This is a genomic window from Acinetobacter sp. IK23 (genome assembly GCF_035615275.1).
In the GTDB taxonomy this organism is placed as follows: domain Bacteria; phylum Pseudomonadota; class Gammaproteobacteria; order Pseudomonadales; family Moraxellaceae; genus Acinetobacter; species Acinetobacter seifertii.
Genome location: NZ_JANBNX010000026.1, coordinates 23,728 through 43,769, shown reverse-complemented (window position 1 = coordinate 43,769; position 20,042 = coordinate 23,728). Strand labels below are relative to the sequence as shown.

Sequence of the window (20,042 nt, the reverse complement as noted above, 5' to 3'; positions counted from 1 at the left end):
TCAATTGTTATGTTCTTTTCAGTGTGATCAATAAATGAAAAACACCAGTTCGTTGTAAAAAATGACAATAAATGTGGTCTATATCACCTTATGTTTTGAATATTTTTCAATCAACAACCTTCTGCATAAATACAACAAATTGATGCAAAAGATTGCAAAAAAAGCCTTCAGGTCACATCCTAAAGGCTTTCTATCAAGATATACTGTTGGGCTTACTATCCTTTGTAAGTCTTCAAATCAGGACTACCCATCATGACATGTGGTGTGGTCTCATGTTGAAAAGCTCCTTCTTCTTTAGGCGTTTTGCTATGATCAGCAACCATGTAGACGATGAGTGCAATAAGAAAAAGCCCAACAATAATTAAAATATAAACTGGCAATCTTCTTTTTTTCGCAGTTTCTTCAGGACTCGTCACATGAGGTGGTTTTGAAAAATCATGCATCTTCTTTCCCCTCTTCTATTATCATTAACTTTATAATCATCATAACAATTTGATTTGTTGCATTGTGTGAAAAAGCATTATGCGTAGGTGACTAGGTTTGCAAAACTCTACTTTTAAAATAATAAATTTAGTATAAAATTTAGCCACATTAATTTTGACTATTAAAAATATAATCTCATTTTATTCATAAACTTCTTCAAAACTCGATTTGTAATACAATATGTTTTAGCGCTTACTTTTTATAAAATAGGCTATAATAAGCCCCCTTGTTTTAAAGCTACTCAATTTTATGATGTATCGTCAGCAAAGCGTAACTCTTGATCTCGACACTGACGTCACACATCAATGTTATTTGCATCAAACAAGAGATGAGCATCTCATTGGTATTATTGAATTTAATAAACCAAGCTTCCAGTTAAAATGGGGTGATCTTGAGTATTTCCGTCGCCGTACCGAAGAGTTCTCGGTCATGCCATTCCCTGAATGTGTTAATGCGATGATTGTTGATATTCGTAATATCAATGTATTTCTGGACAATGAAGTCCCGATTTTACCGTGGCGTTTACTTGAAGAAGACTGCCCTGTTCGCTTGGTTGTTCCTCAAGATCGTCTTGAATATTATGCAGGTCTGTTTGAACCAACTTGGCTTTCAACAGATGTCGACAGCGCGATTTCAGAAATTCGTGAATTTATGGATATGTTTGTCCATTAATAAACATATCCATAAAAAGTTTTCTTAAAAATATTTTATTTTCGGTTTTTACCAATAATTTTCTACCGCAATATTTCCCTCACCACGACGATTCATCGTCAAACCACGACGTTTTAAAGCTTCTTTGGTATCATCAACCATTTGTGGGTTTCCACATAACATGACGTGACTAGTTGCTGAGTTAAGTTCCGAACCTGCTGCTTTTTCTAACTCACCATTTTCGATTAAAACCGGTAAGCGCTCATGCAACGGCGCTGATGAGTCTCGGGTAATAATAGTAATAAATTTAAAGCCGTTATGTCCTTCCCCAAACGTTTCAGCAATCTCTTGAATACGATCAACATATGCCAATTCATCTGCCGTACGGACGCTATAGACCAAATTAATCTTTTGATAATTAATCCAAGTTTCAAAGTCTTGTAGCATCGACAAAAAAGGAGCTAGACCTGTACCTGTTGCTAATAACCATAAATCATGCGGTAAAGGTTGCTGATAACGCGCCAAAGTCAGGTATCCATAGGGAATTTTTTCTAAATATAGCTCATCACCGACTTTCAAATGCTGTAGATTCGAAGTGAAAGCACCATCTGGTACAACAATTGAGAAGAATTCTAGCGTTTCATCAAATGGAGAAGACACCACCGAATAAGCACGGACAACCAGTTCGTCACCTACCTTTAAACCTATACGCGCAAACTGACCTGCGGTAAATTTAAAATGCGAAGGGCGAGTCATGGTAAAGCTGAAAAGTGTTGGGGTCCAACGATGAACTGATAAAACTTTTTCTACGCTAAATTTTTCAATTGACATGATTTCAACGTGGCATGAAATAGTGCGCTCATGTTAGCATGACAGCCGAAATAATGAATACTTTTAAACGTTAAGGCTTTTTAAACATGCGGATGACATTACGCCAGTTGGCTGTTTTTGTAGCAGTCGCCCAAGAAGGAACCGTTACTAAAGCCAGTGATGCGGTCAGACTGACGCAAAGTGCAGCTAGTATGGCTTTAGCCGATTTAGAAGACGGCTTAGGTGCTCCTTTATTTGATCGTTTAGGTAAGCGCTTACAGCTTAATGATCTTGGACGTTTTTTACTTCCTCAAGCATTAGAAATATTAGGGCGTTGTGAAGCATTTGAACAAGCTGCCAAGGGTGAATTACAAAGTATCGATTTACGTATCGGTGCGACTTTAACCATTAGCGACTATTTAATGCCTGATTTAATGGCTAACTTTTTACAACGTCATCCGCAAGCACATTTACAACTTCAAGTGGGTAATACACGCCAAATGATTGAAGCAGTAAATCAGTTCCAATTAGATTTAGCTTTAATTGAAGGTTCTTGTCACTTACCTCAACTCCAGTGTATTCATTGGCGTGATGATGAGTTAGCAGTATGCTGTTCACCAGATCATCCTTTAACTCGTTTAAATCGTCCGCTTACACCTCAAGATTTTCATGACGTAGAATGGATTTTACGTGAAGAAGGATCTGGTACGCGTGAAGTCTTTGATAATGCAATTTTGCAAGATCTACCAGATGCCAACATTCGCTTAACGCTTGGTCACAATGAAGCAATCTTGAAAATAGTGGCAGGTGGTTTAGGAATGTCTTGTATTTCTAGATTAGCGATTGAACCTTTAAGTGAGAAAGGTCAACTCGTTATTTTAGATACACCATTTTGGCAACTGACCCGTCCACTTTATATGCTGGTACATCGCCAAAAATATCAAGGCCCAGGACTTAAAGCATTTTTAAAATTCTGCGATGAAGATCAGGCTTAAAGCCTGATCTTCTAATGCCATCGTGAATCATTTTCACATGGCTCACCGTCATGATCTCCATCCATTTTAGTGTTCGGGCAATTTCTTACAAACCAACGTGCCTCTTCTAAGGAATGCATTTGCGAACAATGCTCACGCCCATCACAATGAAAAGCCGATGTTTCATTATTTACTCGTTCCGGGGCTGGAGCTGTTTGAGAAGCAACTGTTTGAGGAGTAAATGCTAAAGCCTTTTTCGTTTTCTCAGAAAGTTGTATATCTGGCAATTCACCCAAAGCTGCGCGCTGTTCCTTAATAATCTGCTTCTGTTGCTCTATTAATAATTGTACTTTTTCATGTGATGCACGCTGCTGAGCTTGTTGACGATAGTGCAATACTATAAAAGTCACACACGCAACAATAACCAAGATGCCAACGATAAATATACTGATGTACTCACGTGAACTCAGCTTGAATTTGCTGCGTTTAATTTTTCCCCGTTGAACCATATTTCCCCATTCTTTATCTTATTATTCATTTTAAGAAAATTAAGGGAAATTAATATCTCCCTTAATTCTAAATCACTTAATCTTTCTGAACGCATCAAAACAACTATCTAGTACATTCATTATTTAAGTGTTTTTAATATATTACATCTAGCTCATTATTAACGTCGGAAATTTGACAATAACTCACTCGTGATCGCTTTATTGTGATCCGCAATTTTATTTTTTTTTGTTTTCGCAGGATTCGTGTCAACACGCTCAATTTTGATCGCTTTAAATTTCCCTTGATTGTCAGCCGCAAGAAATCTCACTTTTTCATTTCTTTTCGGCTCACCTTCTGATGCAGGAAAGTCAGAAATATGAAAGAAAATATCTCCTTCAGTGGTCGAAATAAAACCAAACCCCTTATCGGCGTTATATTGTTTTACTCTTCCAATATAAAACTCTTGTTTCATGATCTTTCCCCTACTTTTCCCATCCAATCATTGCTGTAAATAAAAAGAGACTTTCAATTCCGCTGTTAAAAAATACGGTTTGATGAAGTCTCTTTTTTTATGACTATTTCAAAAATTAATCTTTTTGAACACTACCAAAAATCTTGTCGCCAGCATCGCCTAAACCAGGAACGATATAACCTTGTTCATTTAAGCCGTCATCAATAGATGCAGTATAAAGCTGAATGTCAGGATGTGCTGCCTCAACTTTTGCAATTCCTTCAGGAGCTGCAACCAATACCATAACACGAATATCTTTACATCCACTTGCTTTTAACACATCAATTGCAGCAACCAAAGAGTTACCTGTTGCCAGCATAGGATCGATAATCATTGCAATACGGTTAGCCACATCTGGAACTAGCTTTTTATAGTAAGTACGTACTTCCAAAGTCTCTTCGTTACGCTCAAGACCTAACACACTTACTTTTGCACTTGGAATCAGATTAAGCACGCCATCAAGCATACCAATACCAGCACGTAAAATCGGTACAATCGTTATTTTTTTACCAGCAATACGCTGAGTAGTAACAGTTCCAGCCCATCCATCAATTTCGCAATCCACAACTGGTAAATCTTTCGTTGCTTCATATGTCAATAACATAGTCACTTCTTGAGCAAGCTCACGGAAATTCTTAGTACTGATGTCAGCACGACGTAATAAACCTAATTTATGACGAATAAGTGGGTGACGAATTTCTTGAATGGCCACAGATGTTACCTAAAAATATAAAAACGTATTTATTATAATCTTTTTTTAACTATCAATAAAAAAAAGCCTCCATATTTGGAGGCTTTTTTGTACACAAGAATTATTGTTGTTGCGAAAGCATGAAATGTAATGGAGATAAAATTTCTGCTTTTAATGCCAAATTAATCATTGGATCTGGATATACACCCAAAATAATCACTAATGCAGCAGCAGCTAATACCATCAAACCACCCACTTTTTGTCCCCAATGTGCATCAGCATCAATACGAGGAGTTTCAGGTGGAGTCATATACATCACAACCATCACACGTAAGTAGTAATACAAACCAATACCACTACCCACAATAATCATTGCAGCTAAGAACCAGTGTTGAGTCGTTACAGCAGCCATAACAACCAAGAACTTACCAATGAAGCCTGCTGTTAATGGAATACCAGCCAAAGATAACATCATGACTGTTAATGTTGCTGTAAGTACTGGACGACGCCAGAACAAACCACGGTAGTCTGCAAGGCTTTGAGCTTCATCTACGTTGTTATATGGGCTAGACATTAACGCTACTGCACCAAAGGCACCAATAGTGGTTAATACATAAGTCACCACATACACAGTTACGCTACCTAAGCTCGCATATGTCATGCTGATTAAAGCAATTAACAAATAACCAAAGTGAGCAATAGATGAATAACCCAAAATACGTTTTAAGTTCACTTGACGAACAGCGAGCAAGTTACCGACTAAAATTGACAATACAGCAATGATTGTCAAAACAGTCACTAGCGAGTTCACCATGATTGCGCCAGAAGCAAGCAAATAACGTACGAACAAACCAATAGTTGCAACCTTAGCAGCAGTCGCTAAGAAAGTTGCCATTGGCGCTGGAGCACCTGCATATACATCTGGTGTCCATTTGTGGAACGGTGCAAGCGATAATTTGAATGCAACAGCGAAAATAATAAGTGCTAAACCTAATAACACCATTGGCTGTTTGATTGCGCCAAATAAAGCTTGAACAGAATCATAGAATGAAAGCGAACCAGTGTAAGCGTAGATATACGCCATACCCATCAACAACATTGCAGAAGCTGTTGCAGAAAGTACAAGGTACTTAATACCCGCTTCAAGCGATTGGCTACGTTGATATGTATAAGCAAGTAAGCCATATACAGGAATCGACATTAACTCAAGGCTAATAAAGAAAGATGCATAGTGAGAACTTGCAACCATCAACATTGCACCAGCTACAGAAGCAAGTAACAGAAGATAGAGTTCTTCACGGTTGTCTTTATAAGTCTCGATGTAAGCATGAGACAGAGTACAACAAGCCAATGATGCAACTAAAATCATGAACTGATAGAACAAAGTAAATGGATCAACCATAAACATGCCCATCACATTTGCCGGTACAAATTTACCGCCAAATAGTTCTAGCAAGATATAAAGTGCAGCAAGGTTTAAACCGACAACAGAAGTTGTTGCGATTAAATTATGGTTACGCTTAATTGAAATAAGCAACATAACGACAACTGTTGTCAATGCAACAATCATCACAGGTGCTAATGGCATAAGCGTAGAGAATGATACTGTGAAGTTCATGATTATTGGATCTCCACATGGTCAAGTTGAGTAGCTGTTTGCTGAACAGTTTCAACGACTTCTTGTACTGGCACATAACTATTGACCAACCACTGCATACTTGAATGAGATACATCCAAGAATGTTTGTGGGAAGATACCAAGCCAAACGAGACCAATCGCACAAATCATCAAAATAACAACTTCACGAGCAGATAAGTCTTTTAATGGACTAGTGTAGTGTTGCTTTTGTTCAGGGTTTGGCTCACCAAATAAAGCACGGTGAATCAAGATCAAGCCATATAAACCTGCAAATACAAGGCTGATAGAAGCAAGAATCGTGAAGGCAGGATATTTATTAAATGAACCCATCAAAATCAGGAATTCACCAATAAAGTTACCTAAACCTGGCACACCAACAAGAGCAGCTACGAAGAACATTAAGAAGAATGGTAAGTATTGGAGTTGACCACGAAGACCACCCATCAAACGCAAATCACGTGTATGCAAGCGCTCGTAGATTTGACCAGACATAATGAACAATGCAGCAGATGACAAACCATGTGCCAACATCATGATCATTAAACCTTGGAAGGTCAAAATATTACCTGCATAGATTGCAAGTAAAATGAAGCCCATGTGTGAAATCGACGTATACGCAAGTAAACGTTTCATGTCAGTTTGCTGGTAAGCACACCAAGCGCCGTAGAAAATACCAATCAAACCGAAAATAATCGCAATATCTGCAAACTGTGCAGAAGCTGCTGGGAAGAATGGAATTACAAAACGGAGCAAACCGTACGCTGCTGTCTTAATCAAGATACCAGCCAAGTCTACAGAACCCGCTGTAGGAGCTTGAGCATGCGCATCTGGTAACCAACCATGCAATGGGAAAACTGGTAACTTCACTGCAAAACCAATAAAGAAGCAGATCATGAAACCATACGCGAAGCCAGCAGGTAAACGATTCGCTACAGCTAATAAATAGTTGTAATCAAAACCGATCATACCAGTCATCATGTAACCATAGACCACAAGGCCAAGGATACCGATTAACATCACTAAACCAGCGATTTGCGTATATAAGAAGAACTTAGTTGCAGCGTAAACACGTGAACGGCCGTTTGAACCTTTATGACCCCATAACGCAATCAAGAAGTAGATTGGTACAAGCATCATCTCCCAGAAGAAGAAGAATAGGAACAAATCAATTGCCAAGAACACGCCAATAACGCCACCTAAACTCCATAATAAGTTTAAGTGGAAGAAACCAACGTTCTTTTGAATCTCACCCCATGAACAACCAACAGCAAGTACACCGAGTAAAGCCGTTAACAACACCATGAGTAAAGACAAGCCATCCACTGCTAAGTGAATGCCAATACCGAGAGATTTAATCCACGGTAAATAGAACTCAGCTGACCAAGTTGGGACTTTTGAGCCCAACTCGTACGTATAAGTACCACTTTGCCAAAGTGCAAGACCTAAGCCCAAAGTAATGAGCATACCTATTAAGGCAATCCAGCGTGGCAAAGTTTTGTCGAGTTTATCGACTAACCAACAAGCAAAACCTGCAATGAACGGAACAAGGATCAGCGCGGGTAAAATTAAATTGTTTTCCATTTTATTTCCCCACTACCTGAATAACGATCAAGATCATCAATAACACCACTACACCGAGTGACATGCTTGATGCGTATTCACGCAATGAACCTGTTTGACGTGAGCTTGTAAAACTGTTTCCGCCTTTAACAAGCGCAGGAAGCACAAGCCACAAGCTATCAATTGGATCACGACCAAATAGTTTGGCGAAGAATAAATAAGGTTTAACAAAAACGATGTCATACAACGCATCGAAACCAAATGCAGTACGACAGATATGAGCTAAGCCAGCACCAAGACTTGTTTGAGCAAACGATTTTACTGCACCGTAAGCAAATGCAAACAGACCAATACCAACTGCTAAACCAACAAGCGCGATACCTACAGCTAAATGCTCTGCTCCATGCATGCCTTCTACAAACTGTTCAGCAACGTGGAATTCAGGAATTTTTGCTGTATTTAAAATACCAGCTACAGGACCTTTTAGTGCAGCGCCCACAAAAGTAGACAATACAGCCAAGATACCTAATGGAGCCCAGTAAGTTGCACCTTTAATCTCATGGTAATGTGTATTTTCTTTACCGAAGAATACAACCCAGATTAAACGGAAGGTATAGATTGAAGTCAGGAACGCACCTGCTACACCAGCCCAATATAAGGTGTGGTATAGAGCAACTGATTGACCTTGAACCCAAACTTCACCAAGAATCGCATCTTTTGAGAAGAAGCCGATTGTTAAGAATGGAATCGCTGCTAATGCACCGCCACCAATCGCGAAACATGCAAATAGGAATTTGTTTTTGTAGAACAAACCGCCCATTTTGAAAATATTTTGTTCGTGATGGTAAGCAAGAATAACTGCACCAGAAGACAAGAATAATAATGCTTTGAAGAATGCGTGAGCCAACATGTGGAACAAGCCAGCTTGGTAAGCTTCTGCACCTACAGCCATAAACATATAACCAAGCTGACTCATTGTTGAGTAAGCCAAAATACGTTTGATGTCTGTTTGCACAAGAGCAGCAAAGCCTGCAACTAATAAAGTTACAGCACCCGTTACCGAAATGAATTGCATCACTTCAGGTGCAAGCTCAAATACGCTAAATAGACGGCAGCATAAGTACACACCAGCCGTTACCATTGTTGCTGCGTGGATTAATGCAGAAACAGGTGTTGGACCTGCCATCGCATCTGCCAACCATGTTTGCAATGGAATTTGAGCAGATTTACCAGCAGCACCTAAGAACAGCATTAATGCAGTCCAGATGGTAAGTGACGAACTTTTCGTCATTACTTCTGCTGCATGTTCAACGATGTACTGAGTATTCAGCGTACCAAATTGTTGGTAAAGCAAGAATAAAGCGATAAGTAAGAATACGTCACCTACGCGGGTAACTGTAAATGCTTTGATCGCTGCCCAACCATTTGCAGGGTTTGCATAATAGAAACCGATGAGCAAGTAAGAGCAAAGACCTACGCCTTCCCAACCTAAGAATAACAACGCTAAGTTATCACCCAATACAAGCACAAGCATGCTTGCAACGAATAGGTTGAAATAAGAGAAGAAGCGCGCATAACCTTCTTCACCACGCATGTACCATGATGCAAAGATGTGGATTAGGAAACCAACACCAGTGATCATGCCCATCATAAGTAAAGATAAGCCATCTAAATGTAAGCTAATGCCAGGAGCGAAACCACCAACATTGAACCATGTCCAAAGGTTTTGAACAAAAACCTGCTGACCGCTATTGGTAAATGCCATACCAGCAATCAATGCAAATAATGCAGATAAACCTACAGAACCCACACCAATAATTGCTGCAACATTTTCAGAGAGCTTATCACGCCCTACCGCCAATAAAATAAAACCGATTAGCGGAAATAATACTGTTAGATATAAATAACTCATCCGCGCATCTCACTAGCAGCATCCACATCCAAATGATGGAAGCGATGATAGAACTGAAGGACAATCGCAAGACCGATACACGCCTCTGCCGCAGCAAGGGTTAAAATCAGAATGAACATCACTTGTCCATCTGGTTGTGCCCATACGCTACCCGCAAGAACGAATGCTAACGCAGCAGCATTCATCATGATTTCAAGGCTCATTAACATAAATAGTAGGTTGCGTCGCACCATTACACCGTAAAAACCGAGTGCAAAAAGAATGGTTGCAACAATCAAACCATGTTCTAAAGGGATCTGGCCCATTATTCTTTTTCCTCTTCTGCACCTGGTTCACGTTTACCTAAGTGGTATGCTGCAACAAGGGCTGCTAGCAATAACATCGCGGCAACTTCAACCAATAATAAGTAGTGAGTAAAGAGCGCTTGACCAACAACTTTTGGTCCAATTACTTGTGCTCCAAGTGGTGCAGAGATGGTTGTATATTCACCACCAAGCATCCAAACTAAAAGTAAGCCAAGTAAAAAGCTCATGAGTGCTGGATATGCCCAAGCATCTGAAGAAAGCCATTTACGCTCTTGTTCTACAGTGTGTTGCCCTAAGTTAAGCATCATCACCACGAATACGAACAAGACCATAATTGCACCAGCATAAACAATGATTTCGAGGGCGCCAGCAAACGGCGCACCTACGATCATGAAAATACCAGCAACTGCAAGTAATGAAACAATCAGACTAAGCAATGCATGTACAGGGTTCGTGTTAGTAACTACACGAACCGTAGAAACGATGGCCACGAGCGCCATCAAATAAAACGGCCACATCATGGTAATAGACTCCGTACATCGATTGGTGCACTTTCTTTTTGTGCTTGACCTTTCTCTTTACCGCTAACAGCCATACCAGTTACACGGTAGAAGTTGTAGTCTGGGTATTTACCTGGACCTGAAATGAGTAAGTTTTCTTTCTCATATACAAGGTCTTGACGTACGTATTCGCCTAACTCGAAATCTGGAGTCATTTGAATCGCTGTCGTTGGACATGCTTCTTCACACATACCGCAGAAAATACAACGAGAGAAGTTGATACGGAAAAACTCCGGATACCAACGCCCATCTTCTTTTTCTGCTTTTTGTAGTGAAATACAGCCAACTGGACATGCAACCGCACAAAGGTTACATGCCACACAACGTTCTTCCCCATCTGGGTCACGCGTTAATACGATACGACCACGAAAGCGTGGCGGCACAATTTGTTCAGCCGGTACTTCTGGATATAAAATCGTGTCACGTTTACGCGTTGCATGGCTAAATACCATAAACAACGAACGTACAATTGATCCGAATCCAGCTAGAAATTTATACATTTTGTACTCCCTGCTGTCCTAGGCCTGATTCATCAGAATCACAGCACCAGTCACTAACAAGTTGACCAACGCCAATGGCAAACAAATTTTCCAACCAAAGTTCATGACTTGGTCATAACGTGGACGCATTAAAGAACCACGTGCCAATACAAACATCATTACAAAGAATGCTGTTTTAATCACAAACCAGAATACTGGTGGAACAAATGGAATTTCTAAATTGAATGGCGCTAACCAGCCACCAAAGAATAAAGTCACGATCAATGCAGAGATAAGTACAACGTTGACATATTCAGCAACGAAGAACATACCCCATTTCATACCGCCATATTCAACATGGTAACCTTCAGCCAATTCTTGTTCTGCTTCTGGTTGGTCAAATGGATGACGGTGAGTTACCGCAACACCAGCAACCACAAAAATCAAGAAACCTAAGAATTGTGGAATAACGAACCAAACATCGCGTTGTGCTTCAACAATTTCACGAAGGTTGAATGAACCTGCAATTGCAACCACACCCATTAACGAGATACCCAAGAACACTTCATAAGAAATGGTTTGAGCAGCTGAACGTAAGCCACCAAGCAATGAGTATTTGTTATTTGAAGCCCAGCCACCAAATAAGACTGCATAGACTGCAATACCAGCCATTGCCATAAAGAACAACAAACCGATGCTCATGTCGGCAACACCCAGTGAAGGACTCACCGGGATAACCATGAACGAAAGCACCGCAGTTGCCATCGCAACTGCCGGAGCTAAACGGAAAGTTAATTTATCAGCAAATTTTGGTGTCCAGTCTTCTTTGAACATGATCTTAAGCATGTCGGCAACGATCTGGAACATACCACCAGGACCAACACGGTTTGGACCATAACGGTCTTGCCACCAAGCAAGTAAACGACGCTCAATAAAAGACATCAACGCAGCAACAAGAACAACGACAAGCAAAATCACAACTGCTTGAACAACTGCATAAGCAATTGGCCAGTTCTCAGCCCAAAGTGGCGTTTGACGTATAATTTCTTGATTCATGAATTACACTCCTAATGCCACTGAAACAGGCTCAGCTAACGATACTGTTGGTGCTAAACCAACTGGGTAACCGATATAACCTGTAGGTAAGTATTCAATTACTTGTACAGGCAAGCTCACTGTAGTTTCGCCTGCTTTAACTGTAATGCGTTGGCCTTCTTGCAAATTCAAACGCGTTGCATCTTGCTCACCAACTGCAAACATAGCTTCTGGAATACGAGTTTCCATTGCAGGTGTTTTAATCGTGAATTCACCAGAACCAAAGATGTGGTGCATTGGTACAAGACGGAAGCTTTCAGGGTTTGCAACTACAGCAGTTGGAGCAACATAGCTACGTGCTGGACGTTTTGCTAAACGATCGAATAAACGAACGCCCGAATCACCACCTTTTAAGTGACCGCCCACTTCATCTTGGTATTTGTTCCAAGATTGTGGAGAGTTCCAACCTGGAGCCCACGCAAATGGTACAAGTGAAGATGCTTTTTGTGGACCAACATAACCTTCCATAGAGAATGTTAATGCTGAGTCTGGATCTGTTGGCTGTTTAGGTTCATGAACCGATAAAGGTGCACGAATTGCTGTACGACCAGAATAACGACGTGGTTCTCGCGCAATTTTCAAACCATGTACACGGTAGCCTGCATCTGGTGCAACGTCTTGAATTGCTTCAAGCACAGGAACATTTTTAACGATAGTTTCGATAACGTCATCAAGCAATGTCCAATCAACTGGCTTACCTTTAAGACCAGTTTCAATGGCATGCAACCAACGCCAAGATTCTTTAATCGCGTATTCAGGCTTGTAGTAGCTTGGGTCGTAAACTTGGTAGAAGCGCTGTGCGCGGCCTTCTTGGCTTACAACAGTACCATCACCCTCAGCAAAGCTTGATGCTGAAAGTACAATATCCGCCTGTTTCACAGTTTCTGTTTCGCTGTGATCAAGCACGATTACTGTTTCAGCTTTATCAAGTGCTGCTTTAACTTGAGCAGCCGGTAAGCGACGGAACAAGTCATTTTCAACAATCACAAGTGTGTCGTAGTCTTGAGCAAATGCTTGTTCAAGGCTTAAACCGCCAAACAATGCCAAGCCCATAGAGTTCACTTCAGGAACAACAAGGCTTAAACCAGCTTTTGAACCAAGGTTTTGCGTTAACTCTGCCGCAGCTTCCATAATTGAAGCATCTTGCAAACTTGTACCCGCAATAATTAACGGTTTGTTTGCTGCTTTTAAAGTGTCGGCAATAGTTTGAGCAAATGCTTTTGCATCGTCATCTAAACCACTTACAACTTCACCTTTAACTGCTGCAGCAACTGCAAAACCTAAACGCGCGATGTCGTTTGGCGATGCAACCACTTCACCAGTCGCAACATCAGCAAGACGAGTTTGAGTTGCAGCCAAGATATAGATCGGAGACTTCGCTTCCTGACCAATACGTTGTACAGGCTCAGCCAACCAATCTGGCGTACGTGTTTTTGCAGCCATTTCGCGAGCTTTGTTTTTCGCAGCTTGACGAACTGACAATGCCATACGAGGTGCAGTTTGAGTTAAATCTTCACCCAAAATTAATACTGCATCATAGCCTTCAATTTCACGCATGTTCGGGTTATAAATACCCTCTGTTTGCATGATTGAAGCTGCAAGCTCAACAAGATTTTGCTCTTTTTGTGCAACACCTGTTGAATAGTTTGCCTGACCTACAAGTTCACGTAATGCGTAGTTTGATTCTAAACTTGCACGGGGTGAACCAATACCTAAAACTTTCTTACCTTCAAGTTTCGCAATTGCTTGATCTAAAGCTTGGTCAACTGAAACAGTTGCTACTGTTTCACCATTACGGAATTGAGGTTGACGCGGACGATCTGCACGGTTGACATAACCTGTGCCAAAACGACCTTTGTCACAAAGGAAGTATTGGTTAACCGAACCATTGAAACGGTTTTCTACACGACGGATTTCGCCATAACGCTCACCCGGAGAAATGTTACAACCCGAAGAACAGCCATGACACACGCTTGGTGCATATTGCATATCCCATTTACGGTTATAGCGTTCTGAATGAGTCTTGTCGGTAAATACACCTGTTGGACATACTTCAGTCAAGTTACCTGAGAATTCAGACTCTAAAGTACCTGATTCTGGGCGACCAAAGTAAACACGTGACGCATTGGCATATACACCAAAGTCTGTACCACCCGCATAGTCTTTGTAGTAACGAACACAACGGTAACAAGCAATACAACGGTTCATTTCATGCGCGATGAATGAGCCGAGTTCTTGATTGTAGTGTGTACGCTTCGTAAAACGATAGCGACGACGGTCGTGACCTGTCATTACAGTCATATCTTGTAAATGACAGTGACCACCCTCTTCACATACTGGACAGTCGTGTGGGTGATTCGTCATTAAGAATTCAACAATAGACGCACGGAAATCCGTAGCTTCTTTGTCTTCAATCGAGATATAGGTATTGTCAGATGCTGGCGTCATGCATGACATCACAAGACGTCCGCGCGTATCTTCAGGATTTGCATACTGAGTTACGGCACATTGACGGCAAGAACCAACCGAACCTAAGGATGGATGCCAACAAAAATATGGGATGTCGATGCCGAGACTCAAACATGCTTGTAGCAAGTTTTCCGAGCCGTTGACTTCATACGATTTTCCATCGACATGAATTGTAGCCATAGTCGAATTCCTTAAGCTTGTTCTACGTTGCTGGTTTGCACGACAGGACGATTCGTCACTTTCGCTTCAAACTCACCACGGAAATGTTTGAGTGCGCCCATAAGCGGCTCCATCGCACCTGGTGCGTGGGCACAGAAAGTTTTACCAATCCACAATTTACGAGTTAACTCTTGTAAATGATCGATGTCTTCTTTCTTACCTTCACCTGTCTCAAGTGCTTTAAGCGCTTTCACAGCCCATGGCAAACCATCACGGCATGGTGTACAGAAACCGCATGATTCGCGCGCAAAGAACTCTTCTAAGTTACGAGTGAGCGATACCATGCATTGAGTTTCATCTACCACCATCAACAAACATGTTCCCAAACGAGAACCTGCTTTCATAATAGTGTCTGCATCCATTGGTAAATCAATAGTATCTGCAGGTAAAAAGTCAGTTGAAGCACCACCTGGTAACCATGCTTTAAGCTTCAAGCCTTCACGCATACCACCAGCATGATCTTCAATTACTTCACGAGCAGTCGTACCAAATGGAAGTTCCCAAAGACCAGGGAATTTAACTTTACCTGACGCACCATAAATCTTAGTGCCTGGATCTTTTGATTTACCAGCTGATAAACCGATATACCACTCTGGACCACGAAGCATGATTGCTGGCAAGTTGTTATAAGTTTCAACGTTGTTCACAATCGTCGGACGACCCCATGCACCAGCAACTTGCGGGAATGGTGGTTTAGTACGTGGGTTAGCACGGCGGCCTTCAAGTGAGTTAATCAATGCAGTTTCTTCACCGCAGATATAACGACCTGCGCCTGTATGCACGTGTAACTCAAAGTTCCAGCCAGAACCTAAAATGTTGTCACCTAAGTAACCTTTAGCGCGAATTTGCTCAAGCGCTTCATTTAGGTATTGTGCAGCCTCGATGTATTCGCCACGAATGAAGATATAACCTTGAGTTGCTTCTAAGGTATAACCTGCAATCAACATACCTTCGATCAATTGGTGAGGAAGTTTTTCCATCAACAAACGGTCTTTAAAGGTACCTGGTTCCATCTCATCGGCGTTACAGATTAAGTAACGTGGGCCACCATCATTTGGTGCCATAAGAGACCATTTGATCCCTGCTGGGAAGCCTGCACCACCACGACCTTTTACAGTTGCAGCTTTAATGACATCTAACACTTCAGCAGGTTTCATACCTAATGCTTTTTTAAAGCCTGCATAACCTTCAAGTGCTTCGTAATCGTCAGCGCTACGTACTGCTTCTTGTTTGCTTAAACGCCAAGTCAGTGGATGAGTTTCCGGATTACCGTCGCCATAAATTGGTTTTGGTTCGGTATTCATACATACTTCTCCAATAACTGTTTGATTGATGTCACTTCCACTAAACCGTGAGTATCTTCATCAATCATTAACGTTGGGCCTTTGTCACAGTTGCCTAGGCAGCAAATTGGTAGCAGTGTAAAACGACCATCTGGTGTCGTCTGACCATACTGAATACCTAATTCACGCTGGAATGCTTCAGCAAGTGTTTCAGCACCCATTAAGAAGCAAGCAATTGAGTCACAAAGCAAAATTACGTGACGACCTACCGGATGGCGATAGATACGGTTGTAAAATGTTGCAACACCTTCCAAATCAGCAACACTCATCGACAACAACTGTGCGATGGCATTCATTTGAGCGTCATCTACCCAACCATTACGGCGCTGTACGCACTTCAAAGCATCCAAAGAGGCTGCACGTGGGTACGGATAGTGACCAATGTGATGTTCGATGTCGTGAATTTCTTCCGCAGTCAAAATTCCTTCAACATTCACACGTGGTTTTTTATCAGTCAAAATCATCATTATGTGTTACCTCTTAGCGATCCACGTCAGCCATAACCACGTCAATGGTCGCCAGATAAATGATTAAGTCAGATACTAAACTTCCGTTAATCACTGAAGGCATTTGCTGTAAGTGAGTAAACGTCGGTGTACGAATACGAGTACGATAACTCATGGTCGCTTTATCTGAAGTCAAGTAATAAGTACTTGCACCTTTCACAACTTCTGTCATGAATGATGATTCACCAGCAGGCATAACAGGACCCCATGACACGCTTAAGAAGTGCGTAATCAAGGTTTCAATGTCTTGTAATGTCTTATCTTTTGGTGGTGGCACAGCCAATGGGTGATCCGCTTTATATGGACCAGAAGGCATGTTATCCAAACACTGTTTGATAATTTTGAGTGACTCAGTAATTTCACGGAAGTGAACAAGTACACGAGCGTATGCATCGCCTTCATACTCAACTGGCACATCAAAATCAAAGTTTTCATAGCCACTGTATGGACGATATTTACGAACGTCGAAATCAATACCTGTTGCACGTAAACCAGTACCAGTCACACCCCACGCAAGCGCAGATTTTGCATCGTATTGAGCAACATTACGTGTACGACCAATAAACACAGAGTTTTTAAGTGCAGCTGTGTAGTATTCGTTCAAACGTTTAGGCATCCACTCTAGCAACTCTTTAACAAGTTTTTGCCAGTTGTTTGGAAGGTCATGTGCTGTACCACCAATACGGAACCATGCTGGATGCATACGGTAACCCGTGATTGCTTCAACAATGTCGTAAACTTTTTGACGGTCTGCGAACATATAGAATACTGGTGTCATACCACCGGCATCCTGAATTGCCGTACCACAGAATAACAAGTGGTTATTAATACGGAACAATTCGTTCAACATGACACGAATTACTTGTGCACGTTCAGGAACTTTAATACCTGCCATTTGCTCTACAGCCATTACATACGGCATGTTTTGAGCACAACCACCTAAGTAGTCAACACGGTCAGTATAAGGAATGAAAGAATGCCATGTTTGACGTTCAGCCATCTTTTCCACACCACGGTGGTGATAACCGATATCAGGTACACAGTCCTTCACTTCTTCGCCATCTAACTGCAATACAACACGGAACGCACCGTGCGCAGATGGATGGTTAGGACCCAAGTTCAAGAACATGAAGTCTTCGTCAGCGTTACCACGCTTAAGACCCCAATCTTCAGGTACAAAGCGTAAGTGTTCCTGTTCGAAATCTTGCTTCGCTTTGTCTTGCATGTACGGCGTATATTCTGTCGCACGTGCTGAATATTCTTTACGAAGCGGGTGACCTTCCCAATAAGTTGGCAACAAAATACGACGGAGCATTGGATGCCCTTCGAAATTGATACCGAACATATCGTAAGCTTCACGTTCATACCAGTTGGCATTTGGCCAGATATTTGTCGCTGTCGGGAGGTTAAGATCATTTTCGTTCAAGGCAACCTTGATACGAATGTCACTATTACGCTCAAGCGATAATAAATGATAGAACACAGTGAAGTCAGATGCTGGTAAACCATCACGATGTTGACGTAAACGCTCATCCATCGCTGATAAGTCAAACAGCATTACATAAGGACGTTCCACTTTACGCAGGAACATGAGGACTTCTTGCACGCGTGCGCGCTCAACCCAGACTGTTGGAAACTCTTCAAAAGTCGCCTGCACATAGAAGTTCTCACCAAATTTGGTTTTGAGCTCTTCTACGATTGCAAATGCTGGGCGTGAATCAACTGGTGTTGACTCTGGCATAGCAATGTCAGTTTCAGCCATTGGCTTGGCTTCCTATTTAATACAAATTCTGTCAATTTTCTCGATGAACATATCGGTTAGATATGTCAAAGGACCGTCAAAAATTATTTAGTCTCATCCATAGAGCGCAAGTTTTTAACGGCAATACGCTGTGCATTCTTACGATCACGTTCTGGCATCATCTTTGGCTTATACACTGGCTGAAGATCATCACCAATCACGGCAGAAAGCGGGCGTCGCTCTAATTGAATCTGGTCTTGCAAAAGCATTAATGCTTGAATTAATGCTTCAGGACGAGGTGGACAACCTGGGACGTACACGTCAACAGGAATAATTTTGTCTACACCTTGTACTACTGAATAGATGTCGTACATACCTCCAGAGTTTGCACAAGCACCCATTGAAATAACCCACTTAGGTTCTAACATTTGTTCGTACAAACGTTGAATAACCGGAGCCATTTTGACAAAGCAGGTACCTGCAACAATCATCAAGTCAGCCTGACGAGGTGAAGCACGAATAACCTCTGCACCGAAACGGGACAAGTCATGCACGCCTGTTAAAGTCGTTGCATATTCAACGTAACAACATGAGGTACCAAAGTTAAATGGCCACAAAGAGTTTTTACGTCCCCAGTTTACTGCTGTATGCAAGACATCCTCTAAACGAGTCATGAATACATTCTTATTCACTTCCTCTTCAAGCGGATCAGTCACAATTTGACGGTCTTGCAATGGGTATTGATCAGCATCCGGATTCGCGCGGGTCAGAGTATATTTCATCCCGACTTACTCCTTTTCAGATGACAATGCAGGTGTAGTTTTTGACTTAACACGACCTGATGATTGGGCTGGAATCTGGCCTGTAGGGTCAGTTACGAGCTCTTCAATAGAGTTAAAGCGTGTAATTTCAGCAATATTCATTGTTGGTGAGCCAACTTTGATCTTTTCACCTGCTGATTTACGACGATCTGCTGGTGACCAACTTAAGGCACCTACAGAGAAGGCATAAACAAGCGCAATCAATAGATCAACGACAAAGATCACAACAGTGGTATATCCCAACCACCCTACTTCACGCACAGAAGTAGACCATGCATAGAGGTAAAGTGCCTCTAAGTCGAATACAACAAAGAAAATTGCAACTAAATAGAACTTTGCAGACAGGCGAATGCGAGCGCCACCAGCACTCACGACACCTGATTCAAACTGCTCTTGCTTAGCACGTCCCCACGATTTTCCCCCGAGGAGTAAGGGAACTGTGAGCATAAAGACGCAAAGAAATGTAACGCCGATCACGAAGGCGATAATCGCCCAGTCGTATGGAGTAATGGCACTCATGCGGGGATAACTCCTGGCAGGCCTATTATTTAACAAAGAATGTATGTATTGGCCTTTGAATACACCAAACACAAAATTAATCCCGCCAATTGTACCTGATTTCTAATTTCGCATGCTAGTTGAAGCGTCTTAGTCTTTTGGATGATTTTCTAATCAAAAGTATTCATCTATGTCTTGTAGAGGGGGTTTCACCGTTCATAATCGGTTTATTTGATAGTTTTTATGCTTGTGATGATTTTTTTCATTTTTTGATTTTTAATATTATT

General features: G+C 41.4%; 20 protein-coding genes. 2 read left to right on the top strand and 18 right to left on the bottom strand.

The window, feature by feature from the left end:
* Positions 1–215: 215 nt before the first annotated feature.
* Positions 216–443 (bottom strand): hypothetical protein, encoded by a 228-nt coding sequence (locus MSG95_RS15225; RefSeq protein ID WP_004703475.1) that lies wholly within the window; start codon positions 441–443, stop codon positions 216–218.
* Between the two features lie 292 nt (positions 444–735).
* Here MSG95_RS15225 and MSG95_RS15220 point away from each other — a divergent pair, with 292 nt between their 5' ends.
* Entirely contained in the window at positions 736–1,155 is a 420-nt protein-coding gene (locus MSG95_RS15220) for a hypothetical protein (RefSeq protein WP_171057774.1), read from the top strand.
* A 48-nt stretch (positions 1,156–1,203) separates the two neighbouring features.
* On the opposite strand, the gene MSG95_RS15215 is transcribed toward MSG95_RS15220, so the two are convergent.
* Positions 1,204–1,965 carry a ferredoxin--NADP reductase gene (locus tag MSG95_RS15215; protein WP_324645113.1) on the bottom strand — a complete coding sequence of 254 codons (762 nt, stop codon included), beginning with the start codon at positions 1,963–1,965 and terminating at the stop codon, positions 1,204–1,206.
* 86 nt (positions 1,966–2,051) lie between these two features.
* On the opposite strand from MSG95_RS15215, the gene gigC reads away from it, so the two are divergent.
* A complete protein-coding gene (gene gigC / locus MSG95_RS15210; protein ID WP_004703480.1) occupies positions 2,052–2,939 on the top strand; it encodes a LysR family transcriptional regulator GigC in 888 nt (295 codons plus the stop codon).
* Between the two features lie 11 nt (positions 2,940–2,950).
* On the opposite strand, the gene MSG95_RS15205 is transcribed toward gigC, so the two are convergent.
* The 16 genes from MSG95_RS15205 to ndhC all read right to left on the bottom strand — a co-directional run bounded on the left by MSG95_RS15205 (position 2,951) and on the right by ndhC (position 19,776).
* Positions 2,951–3,427, bottom strand: a complete 477-nt coding sequence (locus MSG95_RS15205; RefSeq protein WP_324624658.1) for an excalibur calcium-binding domain-containing protein — start codon at positions 3,425–3,427, stop codon at positions 2,951–2,953.
* 158 nt (positions 3,428–3,585) lie between these two features.
* Positions 3,586–3,879, bottom strand: coding sequence for a cold shock domain-containing protein (locus tag MSG95_RS15200; protein ID WP_004703483.1), 294 nt, complete (start codon positions 3,877–3,879; stop codon positions 3,586–3,588).
* Positions 3,880–3,994: 115 nt separating this feature from the next.
* Positions 3,995–4,630 (bottom strand): uracil phosphoribosyltransferase, encoded by a 636-nt coding sequence (upp, locus tag MSG95_RS15195; protein ID WP_004703485.1) that lies wholly within the window; start codon positions 4,628–4,630, stop codon positions 3,995–3,997.
* Between the two features lie 100 nt (positions 4,631–4,730).
* Entirely contained in the window at positions 4,731–6,227 is a 1,497-nt protein-coding gene (gene nuoN / locus MSG95_RS15190; RefSeq protein WP_002050422.1) for an NADH-quinone oxidoreductase subunit NuoN, read from the bottom strand.
* Positions 6,228–6,229: 2 nt separating this feature from the next.
* Positions 6,230–7,828: an NADH-quinone oxidoreductase subunit M gene (gene nuoM, locus MSG95_RS15185; protein ID WP_039251650.1), complete on the bottom strand. Its 1,599-nt coding sequence runs from the start codon at positions 7,826–7,828 to the stop codon at positions 6,230–6,232.
* A 1-nt stretch (position 7,829) separates the two neighbouring features.
* Positions 7,830–9,719, bottom strand: coding sequence for an NADH-quinone oxidoreductase subunit L (gene nuoL, locus MSG95_RS15180; RefSeq protein WP_324624657.1), 1,890 nt, complete (start codon positions 9,717–9,719; stop codon positions 7,830–7,832).
* Complete coding sequence (gene nuoK, locus MSG95_RS15175; protein WP_000529822.1) at positions 9,716–10,024, bottom strand: NADH-quinone oxidoreductase subunit NuoK; 309 nt, start codon at positions 10,022–10,024, stop codon at positions 9,716–9,718. The genes nuoL and nuoK overlap by 4 nt, the downstream gene beginning before the upstream one ends.
* Positions 10,024–10,542, bottom strand: a complete 519-nt coding sequence (gene nuoJ / locus MSG95_RS15170; RefSeq protein WP_014205902.1) for an NADH-quinone oxidoreductase subunit J — start codon at positions 10,540–10,542, stop codon at positions 10,024–10,026. Before nuoJ ends, nuoK begins: the two co-directional genes overlap by 1 nt.
* On the bottom strand, positions 10,542–11,084 hold the full coding sequence (gene nuoI, locus MSG95_RS15165; protein WP_004703498.1) for an NADH-quinone oxidoreductase subunit NuoI: 543 nt from the start codon (positions 11,082–11,084) through the stop codon (positions 10,542–10,544). Before nuoI ends, nuoJ begins: the two co-directional genes overlap by 1 nt.
* 18 nt (positions 11,085–11,102) lie before the next feature.
* Positions 11,103–12,119: an NADH-quinone oxidoreductase subunit NuoH gene (gene nuoH, locus MSG95_RS15160; protein WP_004703499.1), complete on the bottom strand. Its 1,017-nt coding sequence runs from the start codon at positions 12,117–12,119 to the stop codon at positions 11,103–11,105.
* 3 nt (positions 12,120–12,122) lie between these two features.
* Complete coding sequence (gene nuoG / locus MSG95_RS15155) at positions 12,123–14,807, bottom strand: NADH-quinone oxidoreductase subunit NuoG (RefSeq protein ID WP_324624656.1); 2,685 nt, start codon at positions 14,805–14,807, stop codon at positions 12,123–12,125.
* Positions 14,808–14,818: 11 nt separating this feature from the next.
* Positions 14,819–16,150, bottom strand: a complete 1,332-nt coding sequence (gene nuoF / locus MSG95_RS15150; protein WP_004703505.1) for an NADH-quinone oxidoreductase subunit NuoF — start codon at positions 16,148–16,150, stop codon at positions 14,819–14,821.
* Complete coding sequence (gene nuoE / locus MSG95_RS15145) at positions 16,147–16,656, bottom strand: NADH-quinone oxidoreductase subunit NuoE (RefSeq protein ID WP_003653477.1); 510 nt, start codon at positions 16,654–16,656, stop codon at positions 16,147–16,149. The genes nuoF and nuoE overlap by 4 nt, the downstream gene beginning before the upstream one ends.
* A gap of 13 nt (positions 16,657–16,669) precedes the next feature.
* The gene (gene nuoC, locus MSG95_RS15140) at positions 16,670–18,457 is read right to left on the bottom strand and encodes an NADH-quinone oxidoreductase subunit C/D (RefSeq protein WP_004703507.1); all 1,788 of its coding nucleotides are present in this window, start codon (positions 18,455–18,457) and stop codon (positions 16,670–16,672) included.
* Between the two features lie 83 nt (positions 18,458–18,540).
* Positions 18,541–19,218, bottom strand: a complete 678-nt coding sequence (locus MSG95_RS15135; protein WP_100192118.1) for a NuoB/complex I 20 kDa subunit family protein — start codon at positions 19,216–19,218, stop codon at positions 18,541–18,543.
* Positions 19,219–19,224: 6 nt separating this feature from the next.
* On the bottom strand, positions 19,225–19,776 hold the full coding sequence (ndhC, locus tag MSG95_RS15130) for an NADH-quinone oxidoreductase subunit A (RefSeq protein WP_004703510.1): 552 nt from the start codon (positions 19,774–19,776) through the stop codon (positions 19,225–19,227).
* Positions 19,777–20,042: the final 266 nt, after the last annotated feature.